The organism is Haloarcula taiwanensis (genome assembly GCA_002844335.1).
In the GTDB taxonomy this organism is placed as follows: Archaea; Halobacteriota; Halobacteria; order Halobacteriales; family Haloarculaceae; genus Haloarcula; species Haloarcula taiwanensis.
The window spans coordinates 1,504,658-1,518,595 of the sequence record CP019154.1; the positions used below are offsets into that span (position 1 = coordinate 1,504,658).

Annotated in this window: 9 protein-coding genes; 1 reads left to right on the forward strand and 8 read right to left on the reverse strand. The window is 62.9% G+C overall.

The features are described 5' to 3' along the window. Window positions 1-74: 74 nt before the first annotated feature. Both BVU17_07755 and BVU17_07760 read right to left on the reverse strand, forming a co-directional pair. On the reverse strand, window positions 75-4,106 hold the full coding sequence (locus BVU17_07755; protein ID AUG47421.1) for a cell surface glycoprotein: 4,032 nt from the start codon (window positions 4,104-4,106) through the stop codon (window positions 75-77). 371 nt (window positions 4,107-4,477) lie between these two features. Then, window positions 4,478-6,133 carry a tRNA uridine(34) 5-carboxymethylaminomethyl modification radical SAM/GNAT enzyme Elp3 gene (locus BVU17_07760; GenBank protein ID AUG47422.1) on the reverse strand — a complete coding sequence of 552 codons (1,656 nt, stop codon included), beginning with the start codon at window positions 6,131-6,133 and terminating at the stop codon, window positions 4,478-4,480. Between the two features lie 620 nt (window positions 6,134-6,753). Between BVU17_07760 and BVU17_07765 the strand changes: the two genes are divergently transcribed. After that, window positions 6,754-8,625, forward strand: a complete 1,872-nt coding sequence (locus BVU17_07765) for a methyl-accepting chemotaxis protein (protein ID AUG48864.1) — start codon at window positions 6,754-6,756, stop codon at window positions 8,623-8,625. A 3-nt stretch (window positions 8,626-8,628) separates the two neighbouring features. Here the strand turns inward: BVU17_07765 and BVU17_07770 are convergent, their stop codons facing one another. The 6 genes from BVU17_07770 to BVU17_07795 all read right to left on the reverse strand — a co-directional run bounded on the left by BVU17_07770 (window position 8,629) and on the right by BVU17_07795 (window position 13,791). Next, entirely contained in the window at window positions 8,629-9,117 is a 489-nt protein-coding gene (locus tag BVU17_07770; protein AUG47423.1) for a cupin, read from the reverse strand. Between the two features lie 40 nt (window positions 9,118-9,157). Next, the gene (locus BVU17_07775) at window positions 9,158-11,359 is read right to left on the reverse strand and encodes a DNA-binding protein (protein ID AUG47424.1); all 2,202 of its coding nucleotides are present in this window, start codon (window positions 11,357-11,359) and stop codon (window positions 9,158-9,160) included. Between the two features lie 64 nt (window positions 11,360-11,423). Continuing rightward, window positions 11,424-11,687 carry a hypothetical protein gene (locus BVU17_07780; GenBank protein ID AUG47425.1) on the reverse strand — a complete coding sequence of 88 codons (264 nt, stop codon included), beginning with the start codon at window positions 11,685-11,687 and terminating at the stop codon, window positions 11,424-11,426. Between the two features lie 26 nt (window positions 11,688-11,713). Next, the gene (locus BVU17_07785; GenBank protein AUG47426.1) at window positions 11,714-12,346 is read right to left on the reverse strand and encodes a hypothetical protein; all 633 of its coding nucleotides are present in this window, start codon (window positions 12,344-12,346) and stop codon (window positions 11,714-11,716) included. Window positions 12,347-12,497: 151 nt separating this feature from the next. Continuing rightward, entirely contained in the window at window positions 12,498-13,076 is a 579-nt protein-coding gene (locus BVU17_07790; GenBank protein ID AUG47427.1) for an FMN reductase, read from the reverse strand. 268 nt (window positions 13,077-13,344) lie between these two features. Next, window positions 13,345-13,791 (reverse strand): methylaspartate mutase subunit S, encoded by a 447-nt coding sequence (locus BVU17_07795; GenBank protein ID AUG47428.1) that lies wholly within the window; start codon window positions 13,789-13,791, stop codon window positions 13,345-13,347. Window positions 13,792-13,938: the final 147 nt, after the last annotated feature.

Genomic DNA, 13,938 nt, shown 5'->3' on the forward strand with positions numbered 1-13,938 from the left:
CAGCCAAACCGCCGGTAAGGTCGTCCGTCCGACACTGAAACAGGAGCGATAGAACGTCTCTGTCGGCTGGGGCCTCACACTCGTCGACGGAGGCGGGCGAAACCGGTGATCAGCGCCAACACGATTGCGACTAGCTGAACAGTAAATCCCGGGCCGGACGCTGCGACCGTTTCGGCGGCTGGCTCTGCGCCACCACCGCTTTCACCAGTCTCGTCAGCCCCGGAGCCGCCCGTGCTCTGGGCAGCATCCGAGCCGACGCGGAGGTCACCGGCACTGACGCCGTTGACTGCGACTGGGCCGTCGACAGCCTCGAACTCTATCGTCACAGTAGTTTGTTCGCCGGCGTTGAGTCGAACGGTCCGAGAAGCGACCGAATCGCCGCCGACGGTGACTGTCAGTGCCTGCTCGACGGTTTCGTCGCTCGGATTCTCGACTGTCGCTCGCACTGACGTGTTGAAGCCAGCCCGGACCCAATCAGCCATCAGGGACGCATCAGCAACGGTGAGTTCGGCGGGCGTCGGCGCCGATGCATTCGTCGAGGGCGCCACTGTCGTCTGGGTGGACCCATTAGCGACCGGGGAAACGATAGCAAGGGTTGCCAGGTTTGGCGATGTCGCCCGAATAGACCTGTTCGTTCCGTTTACCGTACTCGGTAGCTGACTCCAGGACTCGTTGTGGTACTGATACACCCGGACCGCGTCCATCGACCCGTTGTCCGGAAGCGCCGATTCGTTGAGCTGCAGCGTGTACGTCGCCCGGCTGACGGCAGACGCATTCGCGCCGGAGGTGACAGTCACGTACCCGCGCACACCGTCTTCCTGAACCGCGGCCATGTCGTTCGGCGTGGCGTGTGGACCAAGCAGTGTCGTGTTGAACCCAGCACTGTCATTAGTCACGTTGAGCGAGAGCGCCGAGAGAGTGATCACCGGCGCGGTCTCGGACGGCCCGGAGCGGTTCAGCGACTGGGAGACCGTCGAGTTCGCAGCGTCGGCGGACACCCGGACGGTGACCCCGTTATCGATCTTGGACTGGGAGATAGCGGGTGCCTCTGCGCCGCCGCCAGTGTCGGTCTCGTCCGAGTCATCATCGAAATCGAACCCGCCACCACCGCCACCACCACCGCCGCCTCCGCCACCACCGCCTCCGCCGCCACCGTCACTACTGGCTTCAGCTTCGACGGCGAGCGTTTCGGTAGGGGTGTTGCCAATAGAGAGCGACCGGTTGCCCTCATTGTCGAAGGAGATGCTGAATGACACAGTTGCAGTTTCTCCGCCGGCGATCGGACCGATGGTTTTGGACTTGAGTGTCTGATTGCTCGCTGCGAGCGCCGCGGTGTAATTCCCACTCTCCGTGCCGACATTTGCGACAGTCGCTGTCACGTCCACTGACTCACCGGTGTCGACGGACTGATTGCTCAGTTTTGCGTCGCGGACCTCGAACGTCGCGGGTTGTGTCACTGAGATAGTTCCGCCAGAGTCACCGTTGACCGCCACGTTGTACTCGCCGCCACTCTCGAAGACGTAGACGAAGGTAACCTCGGTCTGTTGTCCGCCCGAGAGCGTGGCGTTCGTCGTGTCCGCGATATCAGCGTTGGTCTGGAGGCGAACCGGGGAGGTGCCCGTCTCGTCACCGTTGTTGACGACTGTGGCAGTCACCGCCACGGGTTCGCCTGTCCGGGCGGTCGTTCGGTTCAGTTCGACGGCGGCCGTGTCGAACGCCGCCGGCTCCTTGACCGTGACCGTGCCCGCCCGCTCGCCATTGATAGCAACCACGTAGTTCCCGCTGTTGTTGAAGACGTGTTCGTACGTGATTTCCGTCGCCTCGCCGCCGGCTACGGTCACTTCCCGGCTCTCAACGACGGAATTTGCGACTGAGAAGGTGCCCGTGACGTTCCCCGTCCGCCCACCGGTGTTCGTTACAGTCGCGCTGAGTTCGACAGCGCCACCCTGGGTCACGGATTCGCTACTGACCGCCGCGTTGCTGATTTCGAACGTCGCCGGCTCAGTGACGGTCACACGGGCCCCGAACTGGTTGTCGACGGCGATGGCTCGCGTCCCCGCATCGCTGAACGACTGGACGAACGTGACGGTCGTTTCCTCGCCGCCGTCGAGTGTCACCGATTGCGTATCTATCGTGGTACCATCTTCCTGCAACCGCACATCGGCCGTCCCGGGCTGGTCGCCCTCGTTCCGGACGGTCGCGGTGACCGCTATCGACTCTCCGGTGATGACATCCGTTCGGTTCAAGTCGACAGCGGTGGTTTCGAACGTTGCCGCCTCAGACACGCGGACCGTCCCGACCCGCCCGTCGTCAAGGTCGATAGGGTATGCGCCGACGGCAGTGAACGGCTCCGTGAACGAGACGGTCGTCGATTCTCCAGGTTCTAGTTGCAGTTCCGCGGCATTTTTCCGTTCGTCAGCGACGGTAAGCGGGACCTCATAGCTACCGGCCTGGTCGCCGGTGTTTGTGACCGTTGCAGTCACCGCGACGCTCTCGCCCTCGCTCACACTCGTCGTGTTCAGCGCCCTATCAGATACCTCGAACGTCGCTGGCTGCTCCACTGTGACCGTCTGCGTCTCGCTCCCGACCGTGAACTGGTACGTCCCGGGCTCATCGAACGTTCGCACGTACGTTTCCGTCCCGGAGTCACCCGGGGCAAGGTCGAACGAGACGGTGTCGACGACTTCGGTCTCCGTTTCGATCCAGAACTCCTGCTCTGCGGTCACGGCCCCGTCGTTCCTGGCCGTTACTGTCAGCTCTGCCGCGTTGCCCCGGGTGACCGTCGTTCGGTTCCAGCTCGCATCAGTGACCTGCATATCGGGCTGGCCGACGGTCAGGGTGCCGGCGGTGACATCTCCGACCGTGACTTCGTGGTCACCCTCGTCAACAGCACCGTCGAGTCGATAGAGTAGTGTCTCGTTGACTGTCTCTCCGGCCGGAACCGTCGTCGACTCCTGTCCGACCTGCGTGCCGCCGACGTCGATTGGCAGCGTTATCGTTCCGGCCTGTCCACCAGTGTTCTCCACCGTAACCCACAGCTCCGGCTCACGGGTCCCGATGCCGCCCGTGTCCGTGTCAGTATTGACCTGGGTGTCGATGAGCCCGGCGTCCCGAACCTGAATCGAGGCCTCGTCCGCAACTTCGACAGACCCGACCGACTCGCCGTTTACTCTCAGGGCATACGTCCCTTCGGTGTCGAAGGTCGGCGAGAACGTCAGCGTCTCCGTCTCGCCGTTCTCGATTTCAACGGTCCGGGTGGCGATTTCGATGCCGTCAGCCTGCAGCACGACCGTCTCTGTCGCCGAGCCGTCGCCGTCTCTGGGGTTTGCCATCCGAGCGGTGAGTTCGACTGGCTCATCCGTTACTGTCGATTCGTCGCTTAGCTGCGAGTACTCGACGGTGAACCGAGTGGACTCCTCAATGGTGATCGTCGGGTTCGAATCCCCACCAGCTTGCAGTTCGTATTCCCCGGCAGACAGCTCGTCGAAGGCCCCGGTGTCCAGCGTCCACGAAGCCGTTTCCGTGTCGCCGCCACCGACCTCGACATCGAGTTCGTTGACCATCTGAGACTCTCCGGTGTCCGTGTTCTTCAGCGTCGGTGTGATGGTCAGCGCGCCGGTTTTCCCGCCGGTGTTTTCCAGCGTGTGCGTTACTTCGATGTGTTCACCTCGCGTGATCGTAGTTCGGTTGACGGCCGTCTCAATGACCGTGATACTCGGCGGTTCGACGACGGTCACCGTCCCGGCTGAGACACCGTCGACGGCGAGGTCGTATTCGCCCGTGTCATCAAGCGTGATTGGGACGCTCTCCGTCGTCTGCCGGCCGCCGTCGACGGCAACGTCGACTTGCTTAAGTTCCTCGTCGTCTGCCGTGACCGTTACCTGTTTCGTGCCGTTGACGCCCCCGGAGTTTTCAGCCGTGAACGCCACTTGAAACCCTACGCCAGAAACGACTGAGAACGGCGTGTCGTACGTCCCAGAACTGTTGGTTTTTGTCGCTGACGCGTCGGTCACTTCGATAGTCGCTGTCTCGTGATTGGCTGCCGTTGCGACACCCGGTCCAAACATCGGGGCCGTCGACACCGCAACCACAGCCAGTAGCGTCATCGCTGCTAGCCACAGGCCCGTACTCTTACCCATGGGAGGGGCGATGACAGTATGGTAATTAGTTAGCGGGAACGAATCGCGGAGTAAGGTACTATTATCGCGTATACTGTCCGCTACCGCCGGTTCTGGTCTAATAAGGGCCGAGACCCGGCATTATGGGTAATGGCCCGTTCGCCGCGCCCGGCCCACAGGGCTGGCGCGTCGGTATACATATAGTCCCTCAAACGCCGGCCGTTCTTTCGCTCATCGCCCGGCTCCTGCCGCGCGATGCAGCAACTCCTGCTGGCCAAACACACAACAGCATGGTTCCACAGCCACACTCTGTCGACAGGACGCTCGGTCACATGCCCGGGCAGCGGATCAGAAAGCCATCAGAGACGCTTGCTCACGTACGGCCCGTCCTGCTTGTACCCGAGTTTCTCCCGGTAGTACTGCCGGACGCCGATACCGGAAATGACGGCCAGCTTCGGGAAGCCGGCGTCTCGGGCCAGTGCCTCGGCTTTTTCCAGCAGTTTCTTGCCGTACCCCTTGTGCTGGTGGTCGTCATCGTCCCCTTCCTGCCCGACGCCGACAGCGTTGCCGTAAACGTGGAGTTCACGCACGATTGCGGCGTCCTGTAGCTCCCGGCGGACCGGGTCGTTCGGGAACCGAAGCCGGCAGAAGCCGACGAGTACGTCGTTGTCGAAGTCCTCGAAAGAGATGAAGTGTTCCGTGCCGCCACAGGCCTCGTAGGTCATCACGCCGAGTTCGATGTTCTCGGCGGCCTCGTCGCTGTGTCCGGCCTCGCGACAGCGGATGCAGTCACACGTCCAGTCGTGTTCTTCCATCCGCTGCCAGGCGAGCTGTCGGAGGTTCGACTTCCAGACGCCGCCCTCGATGAAGTCCGCCGGGATGTCCCGCTGGACGCGCTGGAGGCGAGTGTAGCGGGGGATCATGTCTTTGATTTCGGCGACCAGCTCAGCGGCCTCGTCGTTGGAAAGCGGGTCGAACTCGTCCTTGCGCCACCAGTCGTAGGTGACGGTTCCCTCGACGATCAGCGTCGGGTATATCTTGAGGTAGTCCGGCCGCCAGTCGGTCTGCTCGAAGATGCGCCGGAAGTCTTCCAGACACATCTCCTTGGACATCCCGGGCTGGCCCGGCATCATGTGGAAACCGACTTTGAACCCCGAATCGCGTAGCCGGCGGTTCGCGTCGATGGAGGCCTGAACGCCGTGGCCGCGGTGCATCTCGCGGTTGATGCGCTCGAAGGTCGTCTGGACGCCCACCTCGACTTTCGTGCCCCCGAGGTCCAGCATCCGGTCGATCTGTTCGGGGTCACACCAGTCGGGCTTTGTCTCGAAGGTCGTGGCGACGTTTCGGACGTCGGCGGTCTCGTTCTCGGCGATGACGTCCTCCAGATAGCGGAACTCGTAGTCGTCCTCGGCGAAGCTCACGTCCTCTGCGGGCGTCGGCTCCGCGTCGACGTCGAAGTCGTTCATCGCCTCCAAGGCCCGCTTGACGAACCACTCCTGATAGTCGTGGCTCCGGGCCGTCATCGTCCCGCCCATCACGATGAGTTCGGCCTTGTCGACGGGGTGGCCGATCTCCCGCAGTTGGTTGAGCCGGAGGGTGACCTGACCGTACGGGTCGTAATCGTTCTGTTCCCCGCGTGCGGCCGCGGGTTCATGCCCAGTGTATGACTGCGCGGAGGAGAACTCCGAGTCGGGGCCGCCGGGACAGTACAGGCACTTCCCGTGGGGACACCGCTCGGGCGACGTCATGATCGCGATAGGGGAGACGCCTGAGGCGGTCCGAACCGGCTTGCGCTGGAGCACCTCCTCCAGCACCTCGCGGTGCTCCTGTGGCGCGTAATCGAGTAGTTCGGAGTTTTTTGGCACTTTCGGCGCGGAGTACTCCCGGCAGACATCAATCTTGGCTGATTCGACGTCGTCGCGTTCGACCTCGCCTGCGAGAATCCGGTCGACCAGCTCCGCACACACCTGCTGGAAGGTCTCTGTCTCGTCTGGGTCCGGCGTCTCCGTGCTCATCGGCGTTGTGCGAAATCGGCTCCTCGGCCGAATAAGCGTGTCGCTCGGGTATCGTCAGCGACAGGGGATAGCCGTGGGGTTCATTGTGCTGTCATACCAAGGTAGCACATGAGCAGTGACGCTGACGACACCGAGGGCCTCGACCGACCGACCTTCCGCGGGTGCGTGTTCTGTTACAGTGCGGAGTGGGCATACTACGGTGCGAAGAAGGCAGTCAGGTCTGTCTCGGCGACCGATACGTAGCGGGCTCCGGGGTAGCCAGCAGCGAGTGAGCATTTGCAGCCGCTAAAACGTCAGCTCCTGACCACAGAGAGCCGGCTCTGTTATCTCAGTTGACATTACTGGACGAGCCTTCTGTGTTTGAGCGGGTCGAGTGAGTGCACGGACACGGTCTTGCCGGGCTGAAACCGCTATCGGGAATCCGTGGGTAGCGAGTGGCCTGAACACTACGCCCGTCTGTAAACGTAAACAGCAGACGGTGCCGATTTCAGGGGCGGCGATAAGCTCTTCAATATGTCTGTTCCGTGGTTATTCGCCAGTTCAGGGACTGATAATCTGCGCGAAAGGGTTAATTTGTGATAGTCGTACCATGTGTACATATGGCACAGCCAACGGGAGATATTGGGCAGCCAACAGACGGCAATCCAGGCCCAGTCGAGCGGCTAGAAAGCTTCGTATCCTATATCCCAGACGGGTCGACAATCCCGGACAAACAGTGGCGTAACCGACACCGGAGCGTGGTGCTTGTGACGTTGCTGCACATACCGTTTCTGTTCGGGCTCGGAGTCTACAGCGGGTCGACTCCGATAGCTGAAGCGCAGATCCCCGCTACCGCGCTGCCTCGGGTCCTCCTGCTTTGTGGGGTTGTGTTCGCCCTGTCGGCGGGGAGCCTCATCAAACGATTCAGGCGGCGTGTCAGGACGATTCTCTCGGTCACGGGTGTGTTCGTTTCGTCGCTCGCTCTCGTCCAGTTCTCCGGCGGCTATATTGAAGCCCACTTTCACTTCTTCGTCGGGATGGCGATGGTCGCCGTGTACGAGGACTGGGTCCCGTTCTTATGGGGACTGGCGTACGTGGTTCTCACCCACGGCTACTTCGGAACGATCGACCCGAGTCGCGTTTACAACCACACGGCAGCGATTAACAACCCCTGGGTGTGGGGGCTTATCCACGGAGGGTTCGTCCTGATGCTGTGTGTCGCCCTTGTGAACAACTGGGTGTCGACTGAGCGGTCACGCGAGAAATCGCGAGCGCGTTTCGAACAGGCCGAACAGCGCGCCTCGGAGATTGACGATCTCCAGGCCAAACAAGAAGAGATAGAGCGGCAACGCGCCGAAGCCAAGAAGGCCCGCGAGAAGGCGGAGGAGAAAATGCAGGCTGCCGAGCGGCAAAACACGGAACTCCAGGAGACAGCCAGCAGATTCAGCGAGGCGATGGCGGCCGCTGCCGACGGTGACCTGACGGTTCGCGTCGACCCCGACGTGGCCGACAACGAAGCGATGGCACAGATCGCTGAGTCGTTCAATCAGATGATGACGGAGACGGAGTCTGCGATGGAAGAGATACAGGCGTTCTCAGAGGAGGTTGCGTCCACGAGCGATCAGGCCACGGCCGGTGCCAACGAGGCAACGGAGGCCAGCGAGGACATGAGCGAGTCGATTCAGGGCATCGCCAGCGGGGCGGTCGACCAGCGTGAGATGCTCGAAACCGTTTCCAGCGAGATGACTGACCTGTCGGCGACCGTCGAAGAGGTCGCCGCGTCCGCCGAGACCGTCGCGGAGCGGTCCCGCGAGACGGCCGAAATAGCGGACACCGGCGAGGAGACGGCACAGGAGGCGATTGCGGGGTCCCGGGAGGTCCAGACCGCCATCGATTCGACCGTCGAAAACGTGGAGCGGCTGGACGAGAAGATGGCCGAAATCGGCGAGATCGTCGATCTCATCGGCGACATTGCCGAGCAGACGAACATGCTGGCCCTGAACGCCAACATCGAGGCTGCACGGGCCGGGAACGGGTCGGGCGGCGACGGGTTCGCCGTCGTCGCGGACGAGGTCAAACAGCTCGCCGAGGAGACGCAAGCCTCGGCGACCGAAATCGAACAGCTCATTGCCGAGACCCAGGCGCAGACCGAAACCACGGTCACGGAGGCACGGGGTGCCAAGGAGGATATGCAGGAGAGTACGGAAGCCGTCAAGGAGGTCGTCGATACGTTCACGCAAGTCGCCGAGAACGCAGAGGCGACCGACAACGGGATTCAGGAAATCAGCGACACGACGGACGACCAGGCCGCCACGACTGAGGAAGCGGTGTCGATGGTCGAGGAAGCCGTAGACATCAGCGAGGCGACCGCCGCGGAGACCGAAACCGCCTCCGCGACCGCACAGGAACAGGCCGCGTCCATGTCGCAGGTCAGCGCCAGCATCGAATCGCTGGCCGAGCAGTCCGAGCGGCTCCAGACGATGCTGTCCGAGTTCGAAGTCGGCAGCCGCTAAGATTCACTCGTCCCAGTACTCCTTTTTGGCGTTTATATCGAGATACGTCGACAGCGTCCGGTCTGCTTTCTCGCCGCCAGGGGGCGACCCTGCGTACAGCCCGACCATCTCCCGGTCGGGGTAGACGGTAATGTCCGGCTCCTCCATTGTCGAAACCATCAGCAGTCGGAGTTCAGACTCGCCGGCTTCGATTTCGTGTGTACTCTCCTCGCCAGCCGGGAGCGCAACGTAATCGCCCCGTTCTAGCGTGTGTTCTTCGGCCTCAGGACCGAGCCGGAGTGTGCCCGTTCCGCCACGGACGAATATCGCTTCCTCGTTGCCCTCGTGGTAGTGGCGCACCCAGAGCCGCTTGCCCGGCGGCACGGCGTAGAGGCTCGCACCGAGTTGCTCACCGCCGGCGGCGTCACCGATCTGCTTGCGCTTGAACGTCCGGTCGCCGTGGTCGTGGTCGGTCCAGTCGAGGTCAGCTTCGTTGACGGGGCCGTCGCTCATGCCCGGTCAGACTGCCAGCAGAGAGAAAAAGCCTCTTGCGCTACAGTTCGTCGGCCAGTACGTCCAGCGTGGCGTCGAGGACGGCCGGGCGTTCGCCGGCCAGATAGCGAATGGTCCCCTCGCGGACGCTCCGCGTCGCGACGCCGCCTTCGGGAACTCGCTCGCGGACCTCGTTGACTAGCTCGTGCAGGTCCAGCTCGCCGTTGGCACGGATATACATCGTGTCCGTCGAGATGCCGAGCACGGCGTCGCTCTCGTCTCGGACATCCCGGTGGAGTTCATCGAGCAGGAGCGACTCCGGCGGGAACTCGTACTGGTGGGTGAACGCGTCCGTATCGAGGACGGCGATGTCGACATCGCCGACGGTCCGGTGATCGAGGTTGGCACGGGCGGTGGACACCTCTTCGTCGACCTTCTCGCGGAACTGCTCGGCAATGTGGCCGGCCAAGCCGCCCACATCCTCCTCGTCGTCACCGAACACGAGGTCGGTGATGAGTTCGCGCTTGTCCTCGTAGGACTGGTAGTGGGCCTCCAGCGCGACGGCTTCGCGGAGCTCCGACACCGCGGTCTCGTCGTACCCCGCCTCGCTGGCGGCGTCGACGTACGGCTCGGGGATATCCTCCCAGAAGCTCACAGCCGGAAGGTGTTGCAGGTCGTCGCGAACGTTCTCGTTGACGTGTGCAGCGACGTTGGCTGCGAGCGCTGTCGACGTGGTCTCGGAAACGGTGTCAGCGGACGGCGAAACGACAGCATCGACCGTGTCGACGACCGCGCCGTCGACGTCGATGTCGTCGATGACGACGCTCGGCGCGCCGTAGACGTTCAGCAGGTCGAAGCCGTCGAGACTCTCACGCGTGCCACCGGCGGCGACGAAGACGAACAGCGGGAGCTTCTCCTCGTGGCGCTCCCGGTTGTCCAGCATCGTCGTCGTGTCTTTCGTCGCGTCGTCCATGTCGTAGACGCCGCCCTCGATAGGTCGCCGGTCGAAGTAGTGATACTTCGCGTCGGCGCGGCGGTGCTGCTCGGTGACCAGCGGGAGTGCCGCGCGTTCGAGCGCGCTGCCGGCGAGATAGCCGTCCGCGGTGTTGGCGTGGCGGACGATGACCGGTCGGTCGGTCAGCACGGCTTTCCGGATCTGGGTCGCCGCTTCGACTAGTTCCTCTGAGAGGTTCGCGACCGCCGTATCGTCGGCGAGCGGCTCGACCGTGTCAGGTCGGGCTTCGTCGTCAAGTGCGTCGGCAAGTCGCTGTTCGACTTCCTCGCGCTCCTCGGCTTCGAGGACATCGAGCTCCTCGGTCTCGACCTGCAGTTCACCGCGACGTTCGCGGACTTCGCCTGACAGTCGGATGTAGTCGTCTTCCTCGACCTCGGGGTAGGCACGGACGCCGGCCTCGACGAAAGCCGCACAGTCGACGGTACCGGTCTCGTCCTGTAGTTCGAATACCGTTGGCCCGGAGGTCTGCCGGATACCGACGACTTCACCTTCCAGTCGAACGTCCGCGCCGACGTGGTCGTCGAGGTCGCCGATAGCCGCGGCGACCGGTTCGGCGGTAGTCGCCTCGTCCGTCTGCTCCTCACTCTCCGCGACGGCTTCGTCGCCGGACTCGGTGACGGCAGCGGTGTTCGACCCGCCGTCGTTGCCACCGACAGCCGCAGTGCCCTCGACGCGGTCGGCGTCGTTGGCCCGGCTGACAGCACCGGCGCTTGCGGTACTCTCGGATTCAGACTGGCTCGTGCCGGCGTCGTCGTCCGAACTCGATTCGTCGTCGCTCTGGCTTGGTGACTCGTCGGCTGTCGATTCGGACTCGACCTCGCCGGAGCCGTCGTCGGACTGTGCTTCGTCTTCGTCGTCCTCGTTCTCAAGCAGGACAGAGTGTCCGATCTCCGGGTCGTCGACGAGGACGCCGCGGAACTCGCGTTCGGACTGGCGGATCGACCAGCCGAGGTCGACGTTGCCGTTGTCACGTACGTTCTTGACCTGGACGTAGACGGTGTCGCCCGACTCCCAGTCGAGGGAATCGAGCCGCTGGTCCAGTTCGCTCCGGTGGAGCAGCCCCGTTACGCTGTCGCCGATGTCGACGAACACGCCGAACTCGGCGAAGCCGTCGACACTGCCGCGGTAGTAGCGGTCGACCGATAGCTGGTCGGCACGCGAGCCACGGAACTCGAACAGGGCGTCCTCCTCGTGGAGGTCACAGATGCGTCCTTCGACAGATTTGCCGCAGATGATACACGAACCCATTACACGGTGCAAGCATGTCGGGCCTAAAACGGTTGTCGAATTCCGGACGAACGGAACGGGGCCGCTATTCGAACATCTCGCTCTCTTCTTCGAGCATCTCAAGCCCTGTAGCGACGGCTTTCGCCTGCTCCGGGAACAGAGCGACTTCGATTTCGCTCCCCTGTTCGTCTTCGAAGGCAATTTTGACGCGCTTGTCGCCGTACTCTCGAACGTCGACGCCTTCCACGTCGTACATCTTGATCGTCGCTTCTTTGTTCGACGGGCCAACGCTCTTGAACGCGCCATCTTTGAGTTCCAGCATAAACTGGTCGATGTCGATACTGAGCATCGTGGAGAGATGCACGCGGGCAGCCCCTAAAACCCGTAGTCGGCGACCAGCACCGAGAGGGCGTGGAAGCCGCGGAAGCCGTAGCCGAAAATAATGGCGGCGGGGATGGCCCCGACGATCGCCGCCACCGGGAGCCTGACGTTGTGGACTACAGCAGTGCCCAGCAGATATAACCCCGCACCCCAGGCGGTGACGAGAACCCGGACCTCGGCGCTGGGCAGCCCAGCCAGCAGGCAGGGGGCCATCGCGTAGCACATCACCTGTACAGTTTCGCTCACGCCACCGCGGTCCGACGCGACGGGGAGCAACAGCAGGGTCTGCAACGCTGCCGTCAGATGCACCGTCGCCGGCGTGACGAACACAAGGATAGCAAACAGCGCCAGCACCGCGACGCCGGGCGAGAAGCCGCCGATAGCGGGGTACTCAAACGGCCCCGTAGACAGGAGGCCCCGCTGGGCCAGTTTGACGACGGCGTACCGGCTCACCTCCTCGAAGAGGACCACCGTCGCGGCGAACACCAGTCCCGGTGCCTGGTCGCCCGGTGCGACGCCGGCGCGAAAGAACCGCCGCGGACGACTGAGTATCTCGACCCACGCGCGCAGTAGCGCGGTCGGCCCCCGGTCCCGGCCGCCGGTCGGATTCTCGACCCACTGAGTCACGCCGCAAACTTGGGCGCGAGGCGGTTTGACCGTTTCCTTCTCTCGGTCAGCAGCCTGCCGTTGGCCGGACACGCACGACGGTATGTGCGGCTAATCGTCTGCACCCCCGGATCACACGCTCACGGCTCGGACGCGCACACGGTCCTCGCCGCTAATCGTCTGCGCCGACGTTCTCCGCGCTCTCGAAACACGCCGGGTCCGGCTCAATGTTCGCGTACTGGACTGCTTCCTCACCGAGCGTCGTCACCCGGTCTTCGATGTCTGCGTCAGTTATCCGGCCGTCAGCGACGTAATCACCTGCGTTCGGAACCGCGGCCTGATGCGGGATGACCCAGCAATTCAGTGCCCGGCAGACCGAGCGGAGGTGTTCGAGCGCGGTGATCGGAAAGCCCCCGCCAGCGACCGCAAGCAGCCCCACAGTCTTGTGTTCGAACTCGTCGAAGCCGCAGTAGTCGAGTGCGTTCTTCAACGCACCGGAGTATGACCCGTGATACACCGGCGTCCCCAGCAAAATCGAATCAGCCGCGTGGACCCGGTCAGTGAATTCGACGGCGTCGCCTACCTCGCGGTGGTCGGCATCGAACACCGGCAGGTCGAACTCCCGGAGGTCCAGCAGTTCCGTCGTCGCTCCCAGCTCTTCGGCAGTGGCGAGCGCGCGCTTGATAGCAACTCTGGTGTAGCTCTGGTCTCTGAGACTACCGACGACGCCGACGACGTGTGGTTCGGCCATGACAGTGCTATGGAGTGGACCCGGTATATCAATGGGGGTGACAGAGTGTGTCGCTGGTCTCGGTTCCGTTGCCGGAGTGTCACGGCTACGGTCCGTTGGCCGACGTCAGTTGTCGTGGTACACGTAGAGACGGCTGAGATACGGTGCTATGTGGCCCATCCGTACCGGTCGTACAGCGTCCCGGGCTGTGCGTGGTCGACAGTAGCAGTAGCCGAGAGTGATTGCACAGGGGTCGCCGGCGCAAGCGTCTGAAGCAGCAGTCTGTGGGTCAGGAGCCGAGCTGAATTTTCTCCGACGAGGCCTCTTCGCGGGAGCGGTGGCCGAGGTCGGCCTTCAGCGCCTCAATGGCCTCCTCCGGGTCGGTCTCCGAATCGAAGACCCGGTCGAAACCGAGCGCTTTGAACGTCTCGCGCGTCTCCTCGAAGGAATCCTGTCCGACAGCGAGGTTGCCGCCGATGTACGTCGTCACGTCAAGTCCTGCCTCATTGATCTGCTGCTGGAACCCCTGACAGTCCTGCTCGGCGTGGCCGTACAGCGACGACACGAGTATCGCTTCGGCGTCGTGTTCATCCGCGGCGTCGATGAACTCCGACTGGGACGACTGGACACCGAGGTTGACTACGTTGAACCCTGCCGCTTCGAACGCTCGTTCCAGAATGGTAATCCCAACGACGTGCGCGTCGGAGCCGATGACACCGAGGATGACTGTCCTCATACAAGAGCATCAATGGGTGTCAACTACATAAACCTAATGATAAACCATGATAGATTATGCGAACAGTTCACACACGCTGGGGGAGGATATTAGCCATGATAGCCCAAACGAACCGATAGACACAGCATATGGTACGCGACACGCCTC